Origin of the sequence: Streptomyces sp. AB3(2024), from assembly GCF_041862025.1 — a bacterium.
In the GTDB taxonomy this organism is placed as follows: domain Bacteria; phylum Actinomycetota; class Actinomycetes; order Streptomycetales; family Streptomycetaceae; genus Streptomyces.
On sequence record NZ_JBGWAB010000005.1, the window covers coordinates 98,089 to 120,415 of the forward strand.

Annotated in this window: 18 protein-coding genes, 3 tRNA genes and 1 pseudogene; 14 read left to right on the plus strand and 8 right to left on the minus strand. The window is 73.0% G+C overall.

Annotated features, from left to right (window positions below):
* Positions 1-356 precede the first annotated feature (356 nt).
* The 4 genes from ACEPPI_RS03665 (at position 357) to ACEPPI_RS03680 (ending at position 4,264) form a co-directional block, all read left to right on the plus strand.
* Positions 357-1,940, plus strand: coding sequence for an alkaline phosphatase family protein (locus ACEPPI_RS03665; RefSeq protein ID WP_373913793.1), 1,584 nt, complete (start codon positions 357-359; stop codon positions 1,938-1,940).
* 133 nt (positions 1,941-2,073) lie between these two features.
* Positions 2,074-2,853, plus strand: coding sequence for an HAD-IIA family hydrolase (locus ACEPPI_RS03670; protein ID WP_280915198.1), 780 nt, complete (start codon positions 2,074-2,076; stop codon positions 2,851-2,853).
* Between the two features lie 113 nt (positions 2,854-2,966).
* Positions 2,967-3,605: a hypothetical protein gene (locus tag ACEPPI_RS03675; protein ID WP_373913794.1), complete on the plus strand. Its 639-nt coding sequence runs from the start codon at positions 2,967-2,969 to the stop codon at positions 3,603-3,605.
* On the plus strand, positions 3,602-4,264 hold the full coding sequence (locus tag ACEPPI_RS03680) for a class F sortase (protein ID WP_373913795.1): 663 nt from the start codon (positions 3,602-3,604) through the stop codon (positions 4,262-4,264). The genes ACEPPI_RS03675 and ACEPPI_RS03680 overlap by 4 nt, the downstream gene beginning before the upstream one ends.
* A gap of 69 nt (positions 4,265-4,333) precedes the next feature.
* Here ACEPPI_RS03680 and ACEPPI_RS03685 read toward each other — a convergent pair.
* Positions 4,334-4,407 (minus strand) — tRNA-Lys (locus tag ACEPPI_RS03685).
* A 228-nt stretch (positions 4,408-4,635) separates the two neighbouring features.
* On the opposite strand from ACEPPI_RS03685, the gene ACEPPI_RS03690 reads away from it, so the two are divergent.
* The 5 genes from ACEPPI_RS03690 to ACEPPI_RS03710 all read left to right on the plus strand — a co-directional run bounded on the left by ACEPPI_RS03690 (position 4,636) and on the right by ACEPPI_RS03710 (position 11,010).
* Entirely contained in the window at positions 4,636-5,964 is a 1,329-nt protein-coding gene (locus tag ACEPPI_RS03690) for a peptidoglycan-binding protein (RefSeq protein ID WP_373913843.1), read from the plus strand.
* Between the two features lie 11 nt (positions 5,965-5,975).
* Positions 5,976-8,348 (plus strand): SPFH domain-containing protein, encoded by a 2,373-nt coding sequence (locus tag ACEPPI_RS03695; RefSeq protein WP_373913796.1) that lies wholly within the window; start codon positions 5,976-5,978, stop codon positions 8,346-8,348.
* Between the two features lie 168 nt (positions 8,349-8,516).
* Positions 8,517-9,134 (plus strand): lytic polysaccharide monooxygenase, encoded by a 618-nt coding sequence (locus ACEPPI_RS03700; protein WP_373913797.1) that lies wholly within the window; start codon positions 8,517-8,519, stop codon positions 9,132-9,134.
* Positions 9,135-9,160: 26 nt separating this feature from the next.
* A complete protein-coding gene (locus ACEPPI_RS03705) occupies positions 9,161-10,891 on the plus strand; it encodes an AMP-binding protein (RefSeq protein ID WP_373913798.1) in 1,731 nt (576 codons plus the stop codon).
* A gap of 45 nt (positions 10,892-10,936) precedes the next feature.
* A tRNA-Lys gene (locus tag ACEPPI_RS03710) sits at positions 10,937-11,010 on the plus strand.
* A gap of 89 nt (positions 11,011-11,099) precedes the next feature.
* On the opposite strand, the gene ACEPPI_RS03715 is transcribed toward ACEPPI_RS03710, so the two are convergent.
* Entirely contained in the window at positions 11,100-11,858 is a 759-nt protein-coding gene (locus ACEPPI_RS03715; RefSeq protein WP_373913799.1) for an IclR family transcriptional regulator, read from the minus strand.
* A gap of 229 nt (positions 11,859-12,087) precedes the next feature.
* Here ACEPPI_RS03715 and ACEPPI_RS03720 point away from each other — a divergent pair, with 229 nt between their 5' ends.
* Positions 12,088-13,230, plus strand: coding sequence for an LLM class flavin-dependent oxidoreductase (locus ACEPPI_RS03720; RefSeq protein ID WP_373913800.1), 1,143 nt, complete (start codon positions 12,088-12,090; stop codon positions 13,228-13,230).
* Between the two features lie 254 nt (positions 13,231-13,484).
* Positions 13,485-15,182: a glycosyl hydrolase family 18 protein gene (locus ACEPPI_RS03725; protein WP_373913801.1), complete on the plus strand. Its 1,698-nt coding sequence runs from the start codon at positions 13,485-13,487 to the stop codon at positions 15,180-15,182.
* Between the two features lie 153 nt (positions 15,183-15,335).
* On the opposite strand, the gene ACEPPI_RS03730 is transcribed toward ACEPPI_RS03725, so the two are convergent.
* Together ACEPPI_RS03730 and ACEPPI_RS03735 are read right to left on the minus strand one after the other, a co-directional pair.
* Positions 15,336-15,872 (minus strand): ALF repeat-containing protein, encoded by a 537-nt coding sequence (locus ACEPPI_RS03730; RefSeq protein WP_373913802.1) that lies wholly within the window; start codon positions 15,870-15,872, stop codon positions 15,336-15,338.
* A 163-nt stretch (positions 15,873-16,035) separates the two neighbouring features.
* On the minus strand, positions 16,036-17,835 hold the full coding sequence (locus tag ACEPPI_RS03735; protein ID WP_373913803.1) for a putative bifunctional diguanylate cyclase/phosphodiesterase: 1,800 nt from the start codon (positions 17,833-17,835) through the stop codon (positions 16,036-16,038).
* Positions 17,836-18,245: 410 nt separating this feature from the next.
* Here ACEPPI_RS03735 and ACEPPI_RS03740 point away from each other — a divergent pair, with 410 nt between their 5' ends.
* Positions 18,246-19,442: a M6 family metalloprotease domain-containing protein gene (locus tag ACEPPI_RS03740; RefSeq protein ID WP_373913804.1), complete on the plus strand. Its 1,197-nt coding sequence runs from the start codon at positions 18,246-18,248 to the stop codon at positions 19,440-19,442.
* Between the two features lie 60 nt (positions 19,443-19,502).
* Here ACEPPI_RS03740 and ACEPPI_RS03745 read toward each other — a convergent pair.
* From ACEPPI_RS03745 to ACEPPI_RS03760, 4 genes and pseudogenes are all read right to left on the minus strand, one after another.
* Positions 19,503-19,576 (minus strand) — tRNA-Lys (locus ACEPPI_RS03745).
* Positions 19,567-20,170: pseudogene (locus ACEPPI_RS03750) on the minus strand (bifunctional DNA primase/polymerase). Before ACEPPI_RS03750 ends, ACEPPI_RS03745 begins: the two are co-directional and overlap by 10 nt.
* Positions 20,171-20,374: 204 nt before the next feature.
* Positions 20,375-20,722 (minus strand): hypothetical protein, encoded by a 348-nt coding sequence (locus ACEPPI_RS03755; protein WP_266839198.1) that lies wholly within the window; start codon positions 20,720-20,722, stop codon positions 20,375-20,377.
* Positions 20,723-20,799: 77 nt separating this feature from the next.
* Positions 20,800-21,357, minus strand: coding sequence for an NADPH-dependent FMN reductase (locus ACEPPI_RS03760; protein ID WP_373913805.1), 558 nt, complete (start codon positions 21,355-21,357; stop codon positions 20,800-20,802).
* A 246-nt stretch (positions 21,358-21,603) separates the two neighbouring features.
* On the opposite strand from ACEPPI_RS03760, the gene ACEPPI_RS03765 reads away from it, so the two are divergent.
* On the plus strand, positions 21,604-22,086 hold the full coding sequence (locus tag ACEPPI_RS03765; protein WP_373913806.1) for a hypothetical protein: 483 nt from the start codon (positions 21,604-21,606) through the stop codon (positions 22,084-22,086).
* Positions 22,083-22,271 (plus strand): hypothetical protein, encoded by a 189-nt coding sequence (locus ACEPPI_RS03770; protein WP_373913807.1) that lies wholly within the window; start codon positions 22,083-22,085, stop codon positions 22,269-22,271. The genes ACEPPI_RS03765 and ACEPPI_RS03770 overlap by 4 nt, the downstream gene beginning before the upstream one ends.
* Positions 22,272-22,327 lie beyond the last annotated feature (56 nt).

Here is a 22,327-nt window from a genome sequence, read left to right on the forward strand (position 1 = left end):
CCTCCCGGTCACCCACGACCGCGAGAGTGTCGAGTGCATAACGGGTCTGGACCGAAGGCGCACACGAGGCCCCTCGGCCCGGACCCTCCGCGCGCCCGCCCTTCCGCGCCACCGGGCGGCGGCGCCGTCGCGCCCCACGCACCACCGCACCGCACCGCGCCACCGCACCCGCACCACCACACCGCACCGCCGGCACCACACCTGCGCACCCGCACCGTGCATCGCCGCGACCTGCGCACCGCACCACCCCGCACCGCCCCGCGCGGCACACCGCACCACCCGTCACCGCCGCGCCGCGCCACCGCACAGCGCCACGCTCCGCGCCCCCGTCTGCCCACTTGCTCCTGGAGGAGTACGTGTCCCCTGTCCTGTCCGGACGGACCCTCGCCGTGGCCGCCACCGCCACGGCCCTGCTCGCCACCGCCCTCGGCGCCACCACCGCCCTGGCCGCCCCCCAGCCCCCCGCCACCCCCAAGGCCGCGGCCGAGGCCGCCGCTGCCAAAGCCGCCGCCCCCAAGGCCGCCGCCACCACCGACAAGGTGCTCGTGATCGGCATCGACGGCACGGTCCTCGACCGCGTCAAGGCCGCCAACGCCCCCAACCTGCAAGGGCTGATGGCCCAGGGCCTCACCGCCCGCAGCACCCTTTACGCGAGCCCGATGGCCGCCACCTCCTCCGGCCCCGGCTGGTCCACCATCGCCACCGGCGTCTGGCCCGACAAGCACGGCGTCAAGGACAACTCCTTCACCGGCAAGAACTACGGCGCATACCCGGACTTCCTGACCCGCATCGAGAACGCCAAGCCGGCGCTCAACACCTACGCCGCCGCCGACTGGGAACCCATCACCTCCACCGACCAGAACGGCCCGATCTTCTCCGCCAAGGTCGACAAGCGCCTCAGCCTCAAGGGCGATCGCGACGGCTACGGCAGCGAGGATCCGAAGATCGCCGCCGCTGCCGCCGCCGAGCTCCAGAACCAGAACCCGGACGCCGCCTTCGTCTACCTCGGCGAGATCGACCACGCGGGCCACGCCTCCGGCGCCGCCAGCCAGGAGTACCTGAATGCCATCGGCCGCGTGGACACCCTGGTCGGCAAGCTCCTCACCGCCGTCCAGAACCGCCCGGCCTACGCGCAGGAGAACTGGAAGGTCCTGGTCACCACCGACCACGGTCACACCGACGCGGGCGGCCACGGCGGCTCCACGATCCAGGAGCGCGGCACCTTCGTCATCGCCAAGGGCGCGGGCATCCCCGCCGGTTCGGTCCGCACCGACGTCAAGCTCGTCGACGTCGCCGCCACCGCGCTCGCCCAGGTCGGGGTCGGCACCGCCGGGACGGACGGCGTCCCGCTGACCACCACCGGCAGCGACCCCTTCGACACCCTGCGCCCGAACCTCCAGGCCCGCGTGGACGAGACCGGCATCCCGGCCGCCACCAAGGGCTTCACGCACACCCCGCCCGCCGGCTGGTCGATCGACAACTCCAAGATGGGCACCGGCGGTGTCACCGAGTGGGCCGGATGGGCCTTCGCCACCGACGAGTTCTGGAGCCAGTCGCAGCGCGACCAGTGGCGCGAGCTGAACGTCCGCTCCCGTGACGTGTTCGCCGTCGCCGACTCCGACGAGTGGGACGACAAGAGCCACACCGGCACCTTCGACTCCACCCTCGTCACCCCCAAGTGGGCGGTCACCGGCGGCACCACGCGCACCCTCGCCTTCCAGACGCACTACCGTCACGAGGCCGGCCAGACCGCGCAGGTCCTCGTCTCCTACAACGGCGCCGCCGCGACCGTCGTGAAGAACTACACCGCCGACGCCGTGGCCAAGGGCGAGTCCATCGCCCTTCAGGTCCCGGCCGGCGCCACCGACGTCCAGGTCCGCTTCCGCTACAGCGGCACCAACAACTGGTTCTGGACCGTCGACGACGTCACCCTGGGCTGACCTGCCCGGGCCCGCACCGCGGGCCGGCCGTCCGGGCCGTGGACGCCCTCCGCGTCCACGGCCCCCGGCCGCTAGGGTGGTACAGACCAGAGGCCCCCGAGGTCAGAGGCCCCGCAGAGCGGAGAACAGTCCCGTGGCAGAGCGCAAGCCGATCGAATCCTGGCTCACCGACATGGACGGGGTCCTCATCCACGAGGGCACCCCGATCCCCGGCGCGGATGCCTTCATCAAGCGGCTGCGCGAATCGGGCAAGCCCTTCCTGGTGCTGACCAACAACTCCATCTACACCCCGCGCGACCTCCAGGCCCGGCTGAGCCGCATGGGTCTGGACGTGCCCGTCGAGAACATCTGGACCTCGGCGCTGGCCACCGCCAAGTTCCTCGACGACCAGCGGCCGGGCGGTACGGCGTACGTCATCGGCGAGGCGGGCCTGACCACCGCGCTCCACGACATCGGCTACATCCTCACCGACCACCAGCCCGACTACGTGGTCCTCGGCGAGACCCGCACGTACAGCTTCGAGGCCATGACCAAGGCCGTCCGGCTGATCAACGCCGGCGCCCGCTTCATCTGCACCAACCCCGACGAGACCGGCCCCTCCACCGAGGGCCCGCTCCCGGCCACGGGCGCGGTCGCCGCGCTGATCACCAAGGCGACCGGCAAGAAGCCGTACTTCGCGGGCAAGCCCAACCCGCTGATGATGCGCACGGGCCTGAACGCCATCGGCGCGCACTCCGAGAGCAGCGCGATGATCGGCGACCGGATGGACACCGACGTCCTGGCCGGGCTGGAGGCGGGCATGCAGACCTTCCTCGTGCTGACCGGCCTGACCTCCGTCGAGGACACCGAGAAGTTCCCGTACCGCCCGACGAAGACGGTGAACTCCATCGCCGACCTGGTGGACCTGGTCTAGGGCCGCCGGGCGGTCCGTTGGTGCGAACGGCTGACACATACGGGCCAAGAGAGCGCCGCTCCGGATGCGGAGCGGCGCGTCGCGCGTGAATCTCCTTGTCGAGGAGGTTCACCATGCGCAGTTCTCTGATCGCACTCCGTGTCGCCGGGGTGGCCGTCGTCCTGACGGCGGGCACCGCCGTGGCCGTCCCAGCCGCGCTCGCGAACGAGTGGGACCGCGGCGGCGTCTCGGCGGACCCGAATCCGGCCGAACCGGGGACGCAGGTCAAGATCCGCGTCCGTGGCTGTGACGGCGACCGGGCGATCGCCCTCTCCCCGGTCTTCGTCTCCGAGGCCCACCTGACGGGGGGCCGCGACGACCGCCGCACGCTGTACGGCGAGACGATGATCAGCTCGCACGCGCGGCCCGGCTGGCACGAGATCAAGGTGAAGTGCGCGGGCCGCGACGGCCGTGACGGCGACGGCCGTGACGGCGGTCGCGACGACGGTCTGCGCGGCTCCATCGAGATCCGCGAGCGCGACCACCGCCCCGACCCCCACCACTCGCCGGTCTGGCCCGTCCATGCGGGCGGCGGCGGAATGGCCGCCCAGGTCGCCGAGACCACCCGGCTCGCCGCGGCCACCAAGAAGAGCCGCGACGGGGACGGGCCCGGACTGTCGCAGACCGTGATCGGCGCCGTGCTGGCCGCGGCCGCCAGCCTGGCGGTCGCCGGGCGGGCCCTGACCCTGCGCCGCCGCCGCAACGGCGAATGAGCGGGGCCAAGGCCTCCCCGGGGGGCCGGCTGCTGACCTTCGCCGCCTGGTCGGTCCTGGTCCTCGTGCTGTGGGTGTGGGGCAAGGAGATCACCGGGGTCCCGCCCGCCGCCGCGCCCGGCGGGGCCGGCGGGCCGGTGGGTCCGGGGCTTCCGGCCCCGCGCCCCCCGCTCTCGGCGGCGATGCCCGCACGGATCGACGTACCGTTCATCGGCGTCCAGGCCCCGGTGATCGCGCGGGGCCTGGACGCCGACGGGGCGGTCGAGCCGCCGCCGTACGAGCTCCCCGGCACGGTCGGCTGGTGGGGCGCGGGCCCCGCACCCGGGGCGGCCGGGACCGCGCTGATGGTGGGGCACGTGGACACCAGGTCCAAGCCCGCGGTGTTCTTCGGCCTGAGCACGCTGCGGCCGGGGGAGAAGATCCGCGTGACCCGGGCGGACGGCACGATCGCGGAGTTCACCGTGGAGGACGTACGGGTCTACGAGCGCGCGGGCTTCGACCCGCACAAGGCGTACGGGCCGCGGGTCAGGGGCCGCGCCGAACTGCGCCTGGTCACCTGCGGCGGGACCTACGACAAGACGGCCCGGCAGTACTCGGCGAACGTGGTGGTCGCCGCCTACCTGACGGGCGCCGGAACCAAGCCGGCCGCACCGGCCTAGCGCCCGGCGCGCCGACGCAAACGAAGAAGTCCCCCGCAGCTTTCGCTGCGGGGGACTTCTCCTTGTCTGTGCGCCGCCAGGGACTCGAACCCCGGACCCGCTGATTAAGAGTCAGCTGCTCTAACCAACTGAGCTAGCGGCGCTTGGTGACAGGCAAAACTCTACCCCACCTGCGGAGGCGCTCGCGACCAGCCGCGCCCGCGTTGTCCGATTAACCCATGTTTGGGGGGTTTGTCGTGCACGATATGTCTGGGCCGAGCCGAATCTGACGTCCCGCCAGATACGCGTGCGGTCGACCACTGGACGACTAGGGGAGCGGACGGAACCGCATGACGATGCAGCCTCCGGTGCATGTGCCGATGCCGACGGCGATGCCGGCGCCGGCGTTCGAGGAGTACGAGCCCGCGGGCGACTGCGTGTGCCCGGGGTGCGCGCAGCGGCGCCGCGCCCTCGCGCGCGGGCGGGCCATAGGGCGGCGCGACGGCGGCCACCCCGCCGTACGCGGAGCCCGCCGGGCTCTGGTGCTGGCCACCGCCGCCGGTGTGGTCCTCGGCGGTGGCGGGTCGGCCGCGTCGGCCGTGGGCAAGCCGCTGCCCGGCCCCGGACCGGTGGCCCTGGACGGCTCGGACAGCCCGCAGGGCGGCCGGGCCCCGCTGCACGGGCGTCCCGCGGCCGGACACCCCGCCGGCCGGCCCGGCGCTCCCGCTCTCGTACGGCGCATCGACCGCACGACGATCATCAACCGGGCGAAGCTGTGGCTGGACGCGAAGGTCCCCTACAGCATGTCCGAGTACTGGACGGACGGCTACCGGCAGGACTGTTCGGGCTACGTCTCCATGGCCTGGAACCTGGGCACGAACGAGTGGACCGGCAGCCTCGACACCTTCGCCACCAGGATCACGAAGGAGGAGCTGCTGCCGGGCGACATGCTGCTCTTCCACAACCCGGCGGACCCGAACAACGGCTCGCACGTGGTCCTCTTCGGCGGCTGGGTCGACGAGACGCGCACGCACTACGTCGCCTACGAGCAGACCCGGCCGACGACGCGGAAGCAGCCCACGCCGTACGGGTACTGGAAGAACTCCGAGAAGTACCTGCCGTACCGGTTCAACGGCGTGACGGGCGGCATCGGCCCGGAGGAGCCCGCGCCGGCCCCCAGCCAGCCGGGCGCCACCGCCTTCCCGGGTGCCGCGAAGTTCGGGCCCGGGGCCGACAACCCGTACGTGGCCGAACTCGGCAAGATGCTGATCGGGCGCGGCGCCCTCCGCTTCTACCCCAAGGGCGCCAGTACCAAGTGGAGCGATGCCGACCGGCTGGCCACCCAGGCCTTCCAGCAGGCGCAGGGCTGGACGGGCGCCGACGCCGACGGCATCCCGGGCGAGCACACCTGGCGGCTGTTGGTGCAGCGGCAGGGCAAGGACATCCCGCCCACGCGGGCCGGCCGTCCGGGTCCCGGCGGGGTGCCCGCGTACCCGGGGGCTGCGTTCTTCCGGCCGGGGCAGTCCCATGCGGCGATCGCCGCCCTGGGCCGCCGGCTGAGGGAGAAGGGCTTCGGCAAGTACTACACGTCCGGCCCCGGGCCCCGCTGGAGCGAGGCCGACCGCCGCAACGTCGAGGCCTTCCAGCGCGCCCAGGGCTGGCGCGGCGCCTCGGCCGACGGCTACCCGGGCCCGGAAACCTGGCGCCGGCTGTTCGCATGACGGAGGCAACGATGTACCCCACGCGCACCACTTTCACGACGGGCACCTTCCACCCCTCGTCGCGCCGCCCCACGCCCGCCGCCGCCACCCACCGGACCTGGGGCACGACCCCGGCGGTGGAGCCGCAGCCCGCCGCCGGCCCCGAGCCGACGGCGGGCCCGCGACCCGCGGGCCCGCCGCACCCGACCGACCCCGAGCCGTGCTTCCGGCCGACCTCGGCGGTTCACCCGGCCCCGGCCCCGGCGGCGTACCCGGCGGTCCACCCCGTCCCGGCCGCCGCCCCCGAGCCGCCGGCATCGCACCCGGCCGCTGCCGCCGCCGTGGCGGCCCGCTCCGCCCGGGAGGCCACCCCGGCCGGCGCCCCGTACCCGGCCACCGGTCCCGAACCGGTGGCGGCGGGGCACCCCGGTCGGTGGGTCACCCCCGAGGCCGTGGTGGTGGGCCGCCCGGCCGGCCCGGAGGAGCCGCACTCCGCCCGGTCGGTATTCCCCTCCGCCCCCGAGCCGGTGCTCCGGGCCGGGCACCCGGCCCGGCCGGAGCCCGTCGGGCCGCTCCGCGCCGCCCCGGCGGCCCATCCCGGGCCGGTGACGCCGGCCCGTCCGGCCGGGGCCGAGGAGCCGTACCCCGCACGGTCCGCGCGACCGGCCGACGCGGCCCCGGCACACAGGACCGCGCCCCCGTCGGGGCCGGTGGCCGTACCGGCGGGCCGTCACGTCCACCCGGCCGATCCGCCCTCCGCCCGGGTCGCCGGTCCCGAGCCGGTGGTGGGACGCCCGGCCGGCCCGGAGGAGCCGCACCCCGTACGGGCCGCGCACCCGGCCGACGCCCAGCCCGCGCTCCGGGCCGCGCACCCGGCGGAACCGGAAGCCGTGGCGGCGGTCCGCCCCGTCCGGGCGGCCGACCCGGTGGCGGAGCCGTACACGACCCACCCGGCCGACCCGGGGACGTACCCCGTCCCGGCGGCGGGCCCTGCCGAGGGGTCCGCCCCCCGGCAGGGCCGGTGGGTCGACGCCGGGTGGCCGCCCGCGCGGGGCGACGTACCGGCGGCCCGCGCCGAGGCGGAGACCTGGACCGGGACCGGGACCGGGACCGAAACCGGGACCGAAACCGGGCCCGCGACAACGACCGCGACCGCGACGGCGACCTCAAGGAAGCCCGAGCCCGAGCCCGTGCCGGAGCCCGAGCCCGGCATCCCGCACCCCGCCCCGCAGGGAACCGGCGTTCCCGGACCCGGCGTGGCCGAGATCGTCGCCCGGGCCGTCGCCCGCGGCATGGACGAGACCCGGGGCGACCGGGGCACGAGAGAGGAGGGGGACACGCTGGACATCCCCCTCCTGCGCCCCCCGCACGGCACCGCCGTCACCGACGTCCCCGTCCACCTCCCCTTCCGCGCGCACCACCGGCCCCCCGAGCCCCCGCGGGACCCCCGCCCGGCGACCCCCCGCCGCCCGGCCGCGCGGCCCACCGCCGGGCGCCGCGTCCCCCGCGGCGACGACCGGCTCCGCGAGCACCGCGGCCCCGTGCTGCCCGGCTGGATCGCCGTGATCATCGGCGGACTCGCCCTCTCGGGCTGCGCGGCCGTGCTCTGGCGGGCCGGGGTCGTCCCCGCCCCCCTGGTGGCGGCGTTCGGCGCGGCCCCCCGCGCCTACCGCGGACTGCACGCCGCGCACTGGCCCCCGCTCGCCCTCCTCGGGATCGTCGCCCTCCTCGCACTCGGCGGCCTCGGCCGCGCCCGGGCCGGCCACGCCTGGGTGCTCACCCTCTTCGGGCGCTACCGCGGCACGGTCCGCCGTACCGGCCTGACCTGGATCAGTCCGCTCCTGCTGCGCCAGCGGGTCGACGTGCGCCTGCGGCACTGGCGCAGCGAGCCCATGCCGGCCGTCGATTCCGGCGGCCTCGCGCTCCAGGTGGTCGTCCAGGTCGTCTGGCAGGTCAAGGACACCGCCCGGGCGACCCTCGCCGTCGAGGACCACACCGACTACCTCGCCGAGCAGGTCGAGTCGGCCATGGCCCGGGTGCTGTCCCAGCTCCCCGCCGACGCCTTCCACGAGGACGCCCCGACCCTGCGCGACGCCGAGGCCGTCGGCGACGCGCTGACCCGGACGCTGGCGGCCGAGACCGAGGCCGTCGGGATCGAGGTGTTCTCGGCGCAGCCCACCCGGATCGAGTACGCCCCGGAGGTCGCGGAGGCGATGCGGCGGCGCCGGGTCGCCGCGATCGACGCCAAGCACCGGGACACCGTCCTGACCGCGGTCGTCGACGCCGTGGACGACACCGTCCACCGCCTCACCTCGCGCGGGATCGTCGAGCTCGACGACTACGAGCGCAAGGCTCTGGTGAAGGACCTCACCGTCGCCTTCTACACCGGGCGTGGTGACCAGTAACACGCGTGACGGGGAAACGGGTGGCCGGTTGTGACCGGACCACCCGTTTTCTCATTGGTATAGACATGGCCAACTCCGGTCAATACTGTGGGACTTGGTCTAGACCTGGAGTCATCCCCACGCGCGCACGGCTCCCCTTCCCGTCCCCCCCCACGTCCAAGGAGCACCATGCGTTCCTTCCGCATGCCCGCCCGGCCCCGCCGGGCCGGCGCCGCCGCCCTCGGCGCCGGCCTGCTCGCCGCCGTCACCCTGCTGAGCGCCCCCTCCGCGAGCGGCCACGGCTACACCGACACCCCCATCAGCCGCCAGAAGCTCTGCGCCAACAGGACCGTCGCGGACTGCGGCCCCATCCAGTGGGAGCCCCAGAGCGTCGAGGGCTACAAGGGCTTCCCGGCGGCAGGCCCGGCCGACGGCCAGATATGTTCCGGCGGCCACAGCGAGTTCGCGCAGCTCGACGACCCGCGCGGGGGCAAGTGGCCCGCCACCGGCGTCACCTCCGGCCAGAGCTTCGACTTCCGCTGGCAGTTCACCGCGAACCACTCCACGACCGACTTCAAGTACTACGTCACCAAGAACGGCTGGGACCCCACCAAGCCGCTGACCCGGGCCTCGCTCGACCCCCAGCCCTTCCTCGTCGTGCCCTACAACGGCGGCCGCCCGGACATGACGACCATCCACCGCGGGACCATGCCCGCCGGCAAGAGCGGACGGCACATGATCCTCGCCGTCTGGACGGTCAACGACACCCCGATGGCCTTCTACTCCTGCTCCGACGTTCAATTCTGACGTAACGTCAGCTAATCTCCGGCGGCATGCGGACGACGACTGCACCCGATGCCGAGGCACCCGAGACCGTCGCGGAGCTCATCGCGCGCCACTGGGGCGACCCCCGGACCGGGCTGATGTACGGGGCCGACGCGGCCCGCGGCGTCCGGCCCGCCGTCCTCAGCCGCCACCGGACCGCCCGGGAGGCCGCCGCCCGCGCCGCGCTCCTCGTCGACCTGCTGCCGCCGGGGGCGGAGCCGCACGTGGGGGTGCTGCTCGACAACACCCCCGAGTTCCCCTTCTGGCTCGGCGCGGCGGCCCTCGCCGGGGCCGCCGTCGCCGGGATCAACCCCACCCGGCGCGGCCCGGAGCTGGCCCGCGACATCCTGCACACCGACTGCCGGATCCTGGTCACCGAGCCCGCCCACCTGCCGCTGCTGCGCGGCCTCGACCTGCCCGGCGTACGGATCCTGGTCACCGGCACCGAGTCCTACGCGGCCCTGCTCGCCCCGTACGCGGACGCCGTGCCCGGCGAGGCGACCGTCCGCCCGCCCGACCCCGGCAGCCGGCTGCTCCTCTACTTCACCTCCGGGTCCACCGGCGCCCCCAAGGCCGCGATATGCAGCCAGGGCCGGCTCGCCGCCGCCGGCCACTCCCTGGCCCGCTCCTTCCGGGTGGGCCCGGACGACGTCCACTACGTCTGCATGCCGCTCTTCCACGGCAACGCCGTCATCGCCGACTGGCTCCCCGCCCTCTGCGGCGGGGCCGCCGTCGCCCTGTGCCCCCGCTTCTCGGCCTCCGCCTTCCTGGACGACGTCCGCGCCTACGGGGCCACCTACTTCACCTACGTCGGCCGGGCCGTCCAGTACCTCCTGGCCACCGCCCCCCGCCCCGACGACCGCGCGCACCCCCTGCGCCTCGGCTTCGGCACCGAGGCCGGAGCGGTGGACGCGGCGCGCTTCGCCGAACGCTTCGGGGTCCGCCTGGTGGAGGGCTACGGGGCCACCGAGGGCGGCGCCTCCGTCCAGAGGACCCCCGACACCCCGCAGGGCGCGCTCGGCCGGGCCGGCGCCGGGGACGACCTCGCCGTGATCGACCCGGAGACCGGCCTCGAATGCCCCGCGGCCGTCCTCGACGCCGACGGCCGCCTGACCAACGGCGCCGAGGCCATCGGAGAGCTGGTCAACCGCGGCCGCAGCCTCTTCGAGGGCTACTGGCGCAATCCGGCCGCCGAGGCCGCCCGCACCCGCGACGGCTGGTACTGGACCGGCGACCTCTTCTTCCGGGACCCCGACGGCTTCCTCTACTTCGCCGGCCGCACCGACGACCGGCTGCGCGTCGACAGCGAGAACCTGGCCGCCGCGGTGATCGAGAACATCCTGGCCCGCTGGGACGCGGCGGCGGCCGTCGCCGTGTACGCCGTCCCGGACGAGGTCGCCGGGGACCAGGTCATGGCCGCCCTGGCGCTGCGCGAGGGGACCTCCTTCGACCCGGACGCCTTCGCGGCCTTCCTCGCCGCCCAGCCGGACCTCGGCACGAAGATGGCCCCGCGCTACCTGCGGGTCCTCGACGCCCTGCCCGTCACCGCCACGAACAAGATCCACCGGGTCGCCCTGCGCCGGGCCGGCTTCCTGCCCCCGCCCGCGGGCCCCTCCCGCCCCGCCCCCGTCTGGCACCGCACCGGCGCCGGCTACCGCCCGCTCGACGCGGAGTCCCTGGCCACGCTGCTGGCGGCGTACGAGGACCGGGGGCGCCGGGAGCTGCTGGACCGGGGGTGATGGTTTGGAGCACCCTCCGGGAGCAGGTAGTATTTTCTCTGTCAGGCGCCGCTAGCTCAGTTGGTTAGAGCAGCTGACTCTTAATCAGCGGGTCCGGGGTTCGAGTCCCTGGCGGCGCACCTGAACTTCGGGCGGTTTCCGGTCTCACCGGGAACCGCCCGAAGTGTTTTCCCGGGCTTTTTGCGCCCGTCGGCCTTTCCGCCCGTCCTCACAGCGCGAGCGACAGCAGCAGCGGCGCGGCCTTCCGGTTCAGGGTGTCGGCGGCGGCCCGCAGCCGGTGGGCGTGCTCGACCGGCATCGACAGGGCCAGGCAGCCCACGGCGGACCCGGCGGTGATCGGAACGGCCGCGCAGACCGTACCCACCGCGTACTCCTGCAGGTCCAGGACGGGCACGGTGGCGGGCTGGCTGTCCAGCCTGGAGAAGAGGATCCGCTCGTTCACGATCGTCTTCGAGGTGAGCCGGGCGATCTTGTGACGGGAGAGGTGGTCGCGCCGCCCGTCCTGGTCGAGCTGGGTGAGCAGGCACTTGCCGACCGCGCTGGCGTGCGCCGCCGAGCGGAAGTCGACCCACTCATGCACCTTCGGGGTGCGGGGGCTGTCCGCGAACTGTGTGATGCGGACCTCACCGTCGACGTAACGGCTGATGTAGACGGCCGCGCCGACCGAATCGCGCAGCCGGTCCAGGGTGTCCTGGAGCCTCTCCTGGAGCGCCTGCTGCCGGTCGACACCGGAGCCGAGCAGCACCAGGGAGTCGCCTATGGCGTAGGCGCCGTCGGAGACCTGGAGGACGTAGCCCTCGCGCCGCAGCATCAGCAGCATCGGGGCGAGATGGGCCGCGGGCAGGCCGGTCTCGCGCGCGAGCTGCGTGTCGGTCACACCGCCGGTGTGCCGCGAGATCGTTTCGAGCACGCGCAGGGCGTACTGCACCGAATGGAACGGCGCGGTCGGCTCGGGCTTCAGAGCCACGGTCTCCCCCTACCAGGTCGTTACCACTTGCCTCTTCACGATAGCCACCAAAAGGCGCTTCCGGAGCGCCTGTTGGGCAGATTGACGGCTCGATCGGGTCCCTCTGCCTGGCCCTACTCGCCTGGCATATGCCAGCAGCATGCCATGGACCCGCCGCGCCGGGAATGCCCGCGGAGCGCCGACGGTTCGAGTTCTTCGTACGGATGAATCGAACGGGACGGGAGCGACGATGAGCGACACCGGGGATGCGGACCACGCGACGGGCGGCGGGACGGGCGGCGGGGCCGCAGGCGGCACGGATCCGGTCCGCGGGACCGTCCGCGGCGGGGCGCCGGTGCCCCTGTCGGTGCTCGACCTGGTCACCGTCGGCAGCGGCAGCACCGCCGCCGCGTCCCTGCGCACCAGCGTGGAGATCTCCCGGCTCGCGGAATCCCGCGGCTACCACCGCCACTGGGTCGCCGAGCACCACTCCATGCCCGGAGTGGCCAGTTCCTCCCCGGCCGTGATCCTGGCCCACCTCGCCGCCCACACCTCCCGGATCCGGCTCGGCTCCGGCGGGGTCATGCTGCCCAACCACGCCCCGCTCGCGGTGGCCGAGCAGTTCGGCACCCTGGAGGCCCTCGCCCCGGGCCGGGTCGACCTCGGGCTCGGCCGGGCGCCCGGCACCGACCCCCGTACGGCGGCGGCGCTGCGCGGGCCCGGACGGGCGGACGAGGCCGCGGACGACTTCCCCCGCCGGCTCGCGGAGCTGACCCGCTTCCTCGACGACGACTTCCCCGACGGCCACCCGTACGCCCGGGTGCACGCCGTGCCCGGCCCGGTGCAGGGCCCCGCCGGCCGGCCGCCGATCTGGCTGCTCGGCTCCTCCGGCTTCAGCGCCCGCCTCGCCGGGGAGCTGGGCCTGCCCTTCGCCTACGCCCACCACTTCTCGGCCGCCGGGACGCTGCCCGCCCTCGACCTCTACCGCCAGAGCTTCCGGCCCTCCGAGGTGCTGGATGCCCCGTACGCCCTCATCGGGGTCTCGGCGCTCGCCGCCGACACCGCGCAGGAGGCCCGCGCCCAGGTGCTCACCGGCGCGCTGTCGATGCTCCGGCTGCGCAGCGGCCGCCCCGGGCTCGTGCCGACGCCGCAGGAGGCGGCCGCGTACCCCTTCACCCCGCTGGAGCGGGAGTTCGTGGACGGCTGGGTGTCCAACATCGTGCACGGCACCCCCGACGAGGTCCGCTCGGGGCTCGACGCCCTGGTGAAGCGGACGGGCGCGGACGAGCTGATGCTGACCGCCAACGCCCACGGCGGGGACGCCCGGCTGCGCTCGTACGGGCTCGTCGCAGATGCGTACGGGATGCCGACGCAGGGGTCGACTCCGGCTTGAGCGCGGGAGAACGGGGTTTGGCTGGTTTGTTGCCGAAACCTTGCCGGAGCATGACCTAAGGCAGCCTTAAACCGCTCGTCACTCGGGGTGGCGAGCGGTTTTTGGTGTGCCCTCACCTCTCTGACGAGCGGATTTGTCCGCACAGTGGTCTAGTCCTTCTTTGGTCCAAACCATTGACTGGGGCGCGGGGTGATCGCTATCACTTCTCTCACCTGAAGCTGATGCTCCCCCCTCCCACCCCCCGGAGGCAGTTCATGCACATCCGTAAACCCCTCATCGCGGCCGCCGCCACGGCCGCGCTGGCAGCCGGAGCGCTGGCCGCCTTCGCGGGACTCGGCACCGCCCAGGCGGCCGACACCTCCACCACCGCGAGCGGCGGCGGCGTGAAGATCGCCTACTACGACCAGTGGAGCGTGTACGGCAACGCCTTCTATCCCAAGCACCTCGACACCCGCGGCATAGCGGGCAAGCTGGACGTGATCAACTACTCGTTCGGCAATATCCACCCCACCAACCTCACCTGTTTCGAGGCGAACAAGGCGGCGGGCGACGACAACAACCCCAACGCCGGTGACGGCGCGGGCGACTCGTACGCCGATTACCAGAAGTCCTTCAGCGCGGCCGACAGCGTCAGCGGCGTCGCCGACAAGTGGGACCAGCCGATCGTGGGCGTCTTCAACCAGTTCAAGCAGCTGAAGGCGAAGTACCCCCACCTGAAGATCAACATCTCGATCGGCGGCTGGACGTACTCCAAGTACTTCAGCGACGCGGCCAAGACCGACGCCTCCCGCAAGAAGCTGGTCTCCTCCTGCATCGACCAGTACATCAAGGGCAACCTGCCGGTCGACGGCGGCTTCGGCGGCGCCGGCGCGGCGGCCGGCATCTTCGACGGCATCGACATCGACTGGGAGTACCCGGGCTCCTCCGGCGGCCACCTCGGCAACCACTACGCCCCCGAGGACAAGCAGAACTTCACGCTGCTCCTCAAGGAGTTCCGCGACCAGCTCGACGCCTACGGGCAGGCCAACGGCGGCAAGAAGTACCTGCTGACGGCGGCGCTCCCGGCCGGCCAGGACAAGATCAAGTACATCGAGACGGACAAGATCGGCGCGTACCTCGACTACGCGAACATCATGACGTACGACATGCACGGCGCCTGGGACGGCGACGGCCCGACGTACCACCAGTCCCCGCTGTACTCCCCGGCGGGAGACCCGACCGACCCGATCGCGCCGGGCACCCAGAAGTACAGCATCGACAACGCCATCGACTCCTGGATCGACGGCAACCCGGCCTACGGCATCACCGGCGGCTTCCCCGCCAACAAGCTGACCCTGGGCTACGAGTTCTACTACCGCGGCTGGAAGGGCGTCCCCGCCGGGGCGAACAACGGCCTCGCGCAGACCGCCACCGGTCCCTCCGGCGCCCGGCCCACCAGCCAGCAGGCCGGCATCGCCAACTACAAGGAGCTCGGCGGTATCGTCGACAACCCGGCGACCACCTTCTGGGACGACCAGGCCAAGGCCGCGTACTTCTACAAGGACGGCGAGTTCTTCACCGGCCTGAACCAGAAGGCCGTCCAGGCCCGGGTCGACTACGGCAAGCAGCGCGGCCTGGCCGGCGCGATGATGTACTCGCTGCTCGGCCTGGACGACAAGACCACCCTGCTCAACCAGATCTCGGACGCCCTCGGCGGTATCACGCAGCCCCCGACCACCCCGCCGACGACGCCGCCCACGACGCCTCCGACCACCCCGCCCACGACGCCTCCGACGACCCCGCCGACCACCGGCTGCGGCTCCGTCCCGGCCTACGTCGCCGGCACCGTCTACACCGGCGGCAGCCAGGTCTCGTACAACGGCCGCAAGTGGCAGGCCCAGTGGTGGACGCAGAACGAGACGCCGGGCACCACGGGCCAGTGGGGCGTCTGGAAGGACCTCGGCGCCTGCTGATCTCCCCCCACCCCGCGCCGAGCGGTACCTCCGCCCCGCACCCCGTACCCCGGGTGTGGGGCGGAGGTGTGCCCACGGGGCATGGAGGAAGCCCCGGAACGCCGCGGCGCGGCGGCCCCGTGGAGGGGCGGCCGCGCCGCGGGCAGTGGTCGGTCAGACCTGGAACCGGCCGACCGTGATGAAGTGGCGCAGCTCCTCCGGGGTGCCGTCCACGACCTTCTGCGCCGCCGCGCGCAGGGCGTCGCTGATGCCGGGGCGGGCCAGGATCCGGGCGACGTCCACGCGGTCGTCCTCGGCCTGGGCCAGGCGCAGGCCGGTCTTCAGGAAGGCGGTCCGGTCGGCCGGGGTGCCGTCGAGGGCCTTGTTGGCCTCGCGCTTGACGGCCTTGCCGGTGGCCGGGTTGGCGAACAGGATCCGCAGGATGGCGACCTTGTTGTCCTCGTCCTGGGCCTTGGCGAAGCCGGTGGCCAGGAAGGCGACGCGGTCGGCCGGGGTGCCGTCCAGAGCCTCCTGGGCTTCCCGCTTCACGCCCTTGCCGCTGGCGGGGTCGGCCAGGATCCTGGCGATGGCGGCGGCGTTGTCCGCGTCCGAGTCCACGGCCGTGGCCGCGGCGAAGGACGGCGTGGAGAGCAGCAGGACCGGGGCCAGCGCGGTCGCGGTCAGGACGAGTGCGGCTCGGGTCGTCTTCATGGTTCCCCCTGGGTCGAGCGGATCGCGGCCGGTTCACGGCAGCGAAAGGATCATGTGAAGACAATCCGCTCTACTGGTTCCAGGTGGGTGATTTCCGGCCATTGGGGATGTGTTGCGAACGCCGCCGCCGCGCACGGAGCTGCGGGGCCGGCCCGCAACGGGTTCAGGCTCCGGGGCGGGTGCCGATCATTTCGGCGATCAGTTCCGGGGCCACCGCCCGGGAGTACAGCCAGCCCTGGCCCGTGTCGCAGCCGACGCGGCGCAGCCGGGCGGCCTGGCCGGCGGTCTCCACGCACTCGGCGGTGACCGTCAGGCCCAGCCGGTGCGCGAGCTGGACCAGGGCCTCCACGATGGTCTCGTCGGCCGGGTTGGGATGGGAGCCCTCCTCGTAGCGGAAGCCCCGTACGAAGGAGCCGTCCAGCTTCAGCACCGACACCGGGAGCCTGCTCAGATAGGCCAGGTTCGAGTACCCGGTGCCGAAGTCGTCGATGGCGATCCGCACGCCCATGTCGCTCAGCGCCTGGAGGGCCTGGAGCGGCCGTCCCGCGGAGCCCATCACGGCCGACTCGGTCAGCTCCAGCTGGAGCAGCTGCGGGGCCAGTCCGGTCTCGGCGAGGATCTCCGCCACGTCGCCGACCAGGTCGGAGTCCCACACCTGACGCACGGCCACGTTCACGGAGACGAACACCGGCGCGTCGCTGGGCTGCTCGATCTGCCAGCGCCGGGCCTGGCGGCAGGCCGCGCCCAGTACCCACCGGCCCAACTGGACGATGGAGCCGTCCTCTTCGGCGATCCCGATGAACCGATTCGGCGTCAGCGTGCCGAACTGCGGGTGGTTCCAGCGGACCAGGGCCTCCACCCCGCGCACGGCTCCGCTCTCCAGATCCACCAGGGGCTGGTACTCCAGCTCGAACTCGCCCCGCTCCACGGCCGGCCGCAGCGTCGAGGACAGTGCCTGCCGCGTCATGCGGTGCGCGTTGCGCTCCGGGTCGAAGAGGGTCCAGCGGGCCTTGCCGTCCTCCTTCGCCCAGTACAGGGTGGTGTCCGCCGCCTGCATCAGCCCCGTCGCCGAGGTCCCGGCCGCGTCCCGTTCGACCACGCCGATCGACGCGGACACCGACAGCCGCTGCCCGGCCAGATCGAAGGGCTCCTGTACGGCGGCCAGTACGCTCCGCGCCAGGTCCACGAGCTGTTCGGTGCCGCTGGAGTCCTCGACCAGCAGTGCGAACTCGTCGCCGCCGAGCCGGGCCACGAGGTGCCCGCCCGTGCGCCCGTACCCGTACTGGTCGGCGCACTGGGTCAGCCGGGCCGCGACGGCGGTCAGCAGCCGGTCGCCGACCCGGTGGCCCAGGGTGTCGTTGACGGCCTTGAACCCGTCGAGGTCGAGGTAGCACAGACCGATCCGGCCGGTGCCGCCCTGCTCGTACGAGGAGGACTCCAGGGCGGCGGAGAGCCGTTCGAAGAACAGGGCCCGGTTGGGCAGCCGGGTCACCGGGTCGTGCATCTGGAGGTGGCGCAGGCGGGCCTGGAGGTCGCGCCGGTCGCTGATGTCGGCGACGGACAGCAGGACGTCCGGGGTGCCGGCCACCGGGCCCAGCGTGACCTCGGTCCACAGCGAGTGTCCGTCGGGGTGCTTGAGGCGGCGCGTGCAGCGCAGCCGGGCCTGACGCCCGCGCAGCACCTCCTGGTAGGCCTGCCAGGTACGGGCCTCGGCCGCGAGGTCCACGAGATCGGCGGCGCGCTGCCCGGCGAGCGCGTCCGGCTCGGCGCCCAGCAGCCCGGCGAGGGCGCGATTGGCGGCGATGACCTCGCCGTCGCGGCCGACGAGGGCCATGGCGAGGTTCGCCGCGTCGAAGGCGGCCCGGTAGTCGCGCGGCGAGGCGGACACCGCGGGGTGACGCTCCGTAAGGGCCGGTCGGATGCTGTCGGCCGCCGAACCGGTTCCTTCTGAGGTTGCGCTCACCCTTGGCTCCCGCAGTGTTCGTGAGTGTCCGTGCAGGAAAGTGTGCCGATCATAGAGGCTGCCGGGAGGCCCTATCCAGCGGCGTCGCCGTGCGGGGCGCGGCCCGTCGGCATGATGACGCCCCGCGGACGGTGTGCTGACGGAGCGTCGCGGAAGGCCCGGGTGACCGTTTCTGCGCGCCTGTGAGCGCGTGAGTGCCGTCATTGATCTCACGTGATCGGACGTGACGTTCCGTAGGCGGGCCCGTCAAATCGGTGGGTCACCGACTTGCCGTACCGCTCACTCATGTGGGGCAGCGGAACAGGGCATTAGTAAGACAATCGCCTCAAGGTGGATGAGAGGGTACGAATCCACCACCGGAGGTCGATGTGCCGCCACAGCAGACACCCGGGGGAGTGGACCGCTCCCGCATGCGCAGCACGGCCGCCGCCCTCACCTCCCTGACGGCACTCGCCGCGATGTCGCTCGTGGCGGGTCCCGCGGTGGCCGATTCCCGGACCGGAGGGCCCTGTGCGCTGACGCGCACGGCCGCGCACCACTCCCTCGGTCTGGACAGCTGGAACCGGGCCTACCCCAAGCCCGAGCGCGAGCTCAACGCGGTGCTGGTCTTCCTCTCCTTCCCCGACCACCGGCCCGCCGTCACCCCGGCGGACCTGACCTCCGACTACTTCCCGGCGACGAGCGACTTCTTCCGGCGGGCCTCCTACGGCCGGTTCCGCCTGGTCCCGCACCCGCAGGAGCGGTGGGTCCAGATGCCCCGGCCGTCGGCCGCCTACGGGATACGGCGCGACTGGGCCCCCGAGAACCGGGCGGCCTACCTGCGGGACGCGGTCGCCGCCGCCGACCCGCAGGTCGACTTCTCCCGGTACGACGTCGTGTACTTCGTCGCCGACCCGAACGCCCCCGGTGTGGACTCCGACGCCACCAAGGTCGTGAACTTCGACCGCCCGATCACCGCGGACGGCGTGGAGCTGCGGCGGATCGTCACCGTCTTCGAGCACCACCCGCCCGACCGCAACGTGCTGGCCCACGAGACCGGGCACGTCTTCGACCTGCCCGACCTCTACCATCGGCCGACGGACGGCAAGGGCGACTGGGACACCTACGTCGGTGACTGGGATGTCATGGGCAGCCAGTTCGGCATGGCCCCGGACCTGTTCGGCTGGCACAAGTGGAAGCTGGGCTGGCTGGACCCCTCCCAGGTCGACTGCGTGCGCTCCGGCACCTCGCTGCACACCCTCCAGCCGCTCTCGGAGGCCCCGCCGAGCGGCGGCACGGGCGGGACCAGGCTCGCGGTGATCCGTACGGGTCCGGGCAGTGCGATCGCCGTCGAGGCCCGCGGCTCCTCCGGCAACGACGGGGACACCTGCACGGAGGGCGTCCTGGTCTACCGGGTCCGCAACGAGGCGGCCTCCGGCGGCGGCCCGATCGAGGTGCTGGACGGGCATCCGCGCACGGAGGCCTGCTGGGACCGCTCGGTGTACCCGCCTCTGGCGGACGCGCCGCTGGAGGTCGGGGAGACGTTCACGGTGCCGGGCGAGCGGATCACGATCGAGGTCGCGGACCGCACGCAGTCCGGCGCGTACACGGTGAAGATCACGGCCTGACGGCGGCGGACACGACGAAGAAGACCCCCGCTCTGCTGAGCGGGGGTCTTCCTCCGTCTGTGCGCCGCCAGGGACTCGAACCCCGGACCCGCTGATTAAGAGTCAGCTGCTCTAACCAACTGAGCTAGCGGCGCTTGCTGACGAGGTAGACATTAGCATCAGGTCCGGCCGAAGGAAAAATCGATACCGGGCCGGGCGGCGTGCAGGAACGCCCAGAGCAGGGAGTCCGGCCCGGGGAGCCAGGGCCGGACGGCGTCGGGGGCCACCAGCCAGCGCGACGGCCCGGAGGCGGAGCCGGGGCCGGTGGACAGCGGGGGCACGGTGACGGCGTCCCCGTGGCCGTGGCAGAGCGGGGCCGTCGCGGCCGGGCTCCACTCCTCCCAGGCGAGCAGGGCCGGCAGCCGCTGCGCGGTCCCGGGGGCGGCGAAGAGCAGCATCCGGCCGCGGTGCACGGCGGCGGGCCCGGAGCCGGGCCCCCGCTCCCAGAGCAGGTCGAGCATCCGCCGGCCCGCCACGAGCGGAACGTTGACGACGTCGAACGCGGTCCCGCAGGGCAGGACCGCGGGCGCGGCGGGCCGGGCCTGCCAGGCCGCGAGGGTGTTCTCCGGGTGGGCGGAGGCGGAGGCCAGCCAGGCGGCGCCCTGCGCGGTGACCTGGGTGGCGGGCGCGGTGCGCGCGTCGAGGCCGTCGAGTACGGGGCAGCCGGCGGCCGTCGTCAGGGTCGTCATATGCCAAGGTCTACCGGGCGTAGTCTTCCCGTTCCCAGGAGTTACCGAAATCCGGGACAGGGCGGGCGGGGGTGGAGTATGTTGCGCCGCGCATATGCCAGGGGGCGCGCGGCGACCCCGCCCGGAACGCCGCGCGCCCGGCGCCCGCCGGAAGCGGCGCGCCGGGCACGGTGCCGGGTGGTGCGGAGTGGTGCGGGGGCGGGCTCAGGCGGTGTCGGGGCCGGCGCCGCGCTGGAGGTCCTCGCCGAACTCGATCATCTTGCGCGCGTAGTCCTCGGTCCACTCCGCCGCCTCGGCGATGGCCTGCGGCGACAGCCGGTCGAAGCGGCGCGGGTCCGCCAGCTGGGCCGCCGCCAGGGCCTGGAACTCCACCGCTCTGTCCTGCGCGGCCCGGAAGGCCAGGGTCAGCTCGGTGGCGCGGGCCAGCAGCTCACGCGGGTCCTCGATCGATTCCAGGTCGAAGAAGTGCTCCGGGTCCGTGGCGGCCTCCGAGGGCTCGAAGAGCAGCGGCGCCGGCCGCAGCCTCCGCTCGGTCCGCTCGGGCTCTGACATGCGTGTCCTCCTGCTGCGCGTACGAAATCCTCCGGGCCACCCTCCATTGTCCAGCGTCGCGCAAGGGTGCCGCCGGTTCAGGCGGCGGCGGGCTCCTTGGCCAGGGCCGAGATGTCCTCGAAGACGCCCGCCAGCTCGCCCGCCAGCCCCTCCGTGGGCTCGAAGCCCTCGGCACCGAGCAGTGAGTTGATGCCCGGGATCGCGAGGGAGCGCCCGGCGGGCAGCATGCCGAGCCGGGTCAGGACCGGCAGCAGCATCTCGGCGGCCGGGGCGCCGCCCGTGGCGCCCGCGCTGTAGCTGACCAGGCCGACCGCCTTGCCCTGCCACTCGCGGTAGAGGAAGTCGATGGCGTTCTTGAAGGGGGCGGTGAAGGACCCGTTGTACATCGGCAGCACGAACACGAACGCGTCCGCGGAGTCGACGAGCGCGCTCCACTCCCGGGTGTGCGCGTGGGCATAGTTCCCGGTCGAGGCGTACTCCGGCTCGTCCAGGAAGGGCAGCGCGATCTCCGCCAGGTCCACCGGGGTGACCTCGAAGCCGCCGTGCGCGCGGGCCTCGTCGGCGATCCAGCGCGCGAGGGGGCGGCCGCTGGAGGTGGGGCGGGTGGCGGCGGAGACGACGTGCAGGCGGGTCATGGTGTGAACTCCCGTTGGGTGGAGGTGTGCTGTGCGCACCGAAGTCTCGCCGCCGGGTCCCGCCGGAGAAAACCGGAACCCCGGGATATGTCACGACCGACCCCCGCCGCTACCGCCGCCCCGCTGCCCCGGAAGCCCTCAGGGCCGCCACCGCACCCGGTGTTCGGCGAGGTGGGCCGGGATGGGGACTACGCAGGGGGTAACGACATGCGGTACCGGCCGTCACCGGGTACTCGCGTCCTGAAGATGCGGCGGATCAGCCGAGACTCCGAATGCAGCTCTGCTCTGGCGTGGTCCAACGGTAAGGCGTGCGAGTTCTCCGTCTCCTGGTCGCAGGATCAGCTCTACGTCATGGCGGAACATGCATTCCTCGCCAAGTTGGGGAATGAGGAAATCACGGAACGCCGGTATGTCCCGGGCAGGGACAACAGGAAGCAGATCAAGGAGCTTGAGCGTGCCATCGACGATCTGGCGCAATCAATCGCCTTGGCCGCTTCCTCTGTCGTGGTCGCTTCCCTGACCGGCGCGATGGAGCGGCATGCGGCCAACCTCGAAGCGCTGATGGGTGAACCCTTCGTGCCGGGAAGGTGGGAGGTTGCTGGCACCGGCCAGACCTACGCCGGGAAGTGGTCCACCATGAGGGGTTGGACGGAGCGGGGTCCGTTCCTTCGCGAGGCGGGCTTTCGGCTCTTCGTCTGGGGACGCCCCAAGGCGAAGGGCGAAACATGACTGTCTACGTCATCTCTCCGGGTGATGTTGCCAAGAGGGTCAGTGGCGCTCTGGCCGGATCCGTTGAGCCGGGTGACGAAGAAGCGTGGAATCTTGAAGCTCTGAAAATCTTCAACGAAGTCCTGGAGGAGGAGATTGGCCAGTTCGGCGTCAGTTCCTCACCGATGTCGCGGGAGCTTCCATAGCTCCTGTGGTGGCCTCGGATCTCCTGCCCAAGCGGACCCACCGCCCGGCTGTGAGG

Excerpts from the sequence above, each read along its gene's own strand:
- ACEPPI_RS03770 (WP_373913807.1), top strand. The coding sequence starts at position 22,083 with ATGACTGTCTACGTCATCTCTCCGGGTGATGTTGCCAAGAGGGTCAGT.
- ACEPPI_RS03720 (WP_373913800.1), top strand. The coding sequence starts at position 12,088 with ATGAGCGACACCGGGGATGCGGACCACGCGACGGGCGGCGGGACGGGC.
- ACEPPI_RS03700 (WP_373913797.1), top strand. The coding sequence starts at position 8,517 with ATGCGTTCCTTCCGCATGCCCGCCCGGCCCCGCCGGGCCGGCGCCGCC.
- ACEPPI_RS03740 (WP_373913804.1), top strand. The coding sequence starts at position 18,246 with ATGCGCAGCACGGCCGCCGCCCTCACCTCCCTGACGGCACTCGCCGCG.
- ACEPPI_RS03755 (WP_266839198.1), bottom strand. The coding sequence starts at position 20,722 with ATGTCAGAGCCCGAGCGGACCGAGCGGAGGCTGCGGCCGGCGCCGCTG.
- ACEPPI_RS03690 (WP_373913843.1), top strand. The coding sequence starts at position 4,636 with ATGCCGGCGCCGGCGTTCGAGGAGTACGAGCCCGCGGGCGACTGCGTG.
- ACEPPI_RS03730 (WP_373913802.1), bottom strand. The coding sequence starts at position 15,872 with ATGAAGACGACCCGAGCCGCACTCGTCCTGACCGCGACCGCGCTGGCC.
- ACEPPI_RS03705 (WP_373913798.1), top strand. The coding sequence starts at position 9,161 with ATGCGGACGACGACTGCACCCGATGCCGAGGCACCCGAGACCGTCGCG.
- ACEPPI_RS03765 (WP_373913806.1), top strand. The coding sequence starts at position 21,604 with ATGCGGCGGATCAGCCGAGACTCCGAATGCAGCTCTGCTCTGGCGTGG.
- ACEPPI_RS03725 (WP_373913801.1), top strand. The coding sequence starts at position 13,485 with ATGCACATCCGTAAACCCCTCATCGCGGCCGCCGCCACGGCCGCGCTG.
- ACEPPI_RS03695 (WP_373913796.1), top strand. The coding sequence starts at position 5,976 with ATGTACCCCACGCGCACCACTTTCACGACGGGCACCTTCCACCCCTCG.
- ACEPPI_RS03680 (WP_373913795.1), top strand. The coding sequence starts at position 3,602 with ATGAGCGGGGCCAAGGCCTCCCCGGGGGGCCGGCTGCTGACCTTCGCC.
- ACEPPI_RS03675 (WP_373913794.1), top strand. The coding sequence starts at position 2,967 with ATGCGCAGTTCTCTGATCGCACTCCGTGTCGCCGGGGTGGCCGTCGTC.
- ACEPPI_RS03760 (WP_373913805.1), bottom strand. The coding sequence starts at position 21,357 with ATGACCCGCCTGCACGTCGTCTCCGCCGCCACCCGCCCCACCTCCAGC.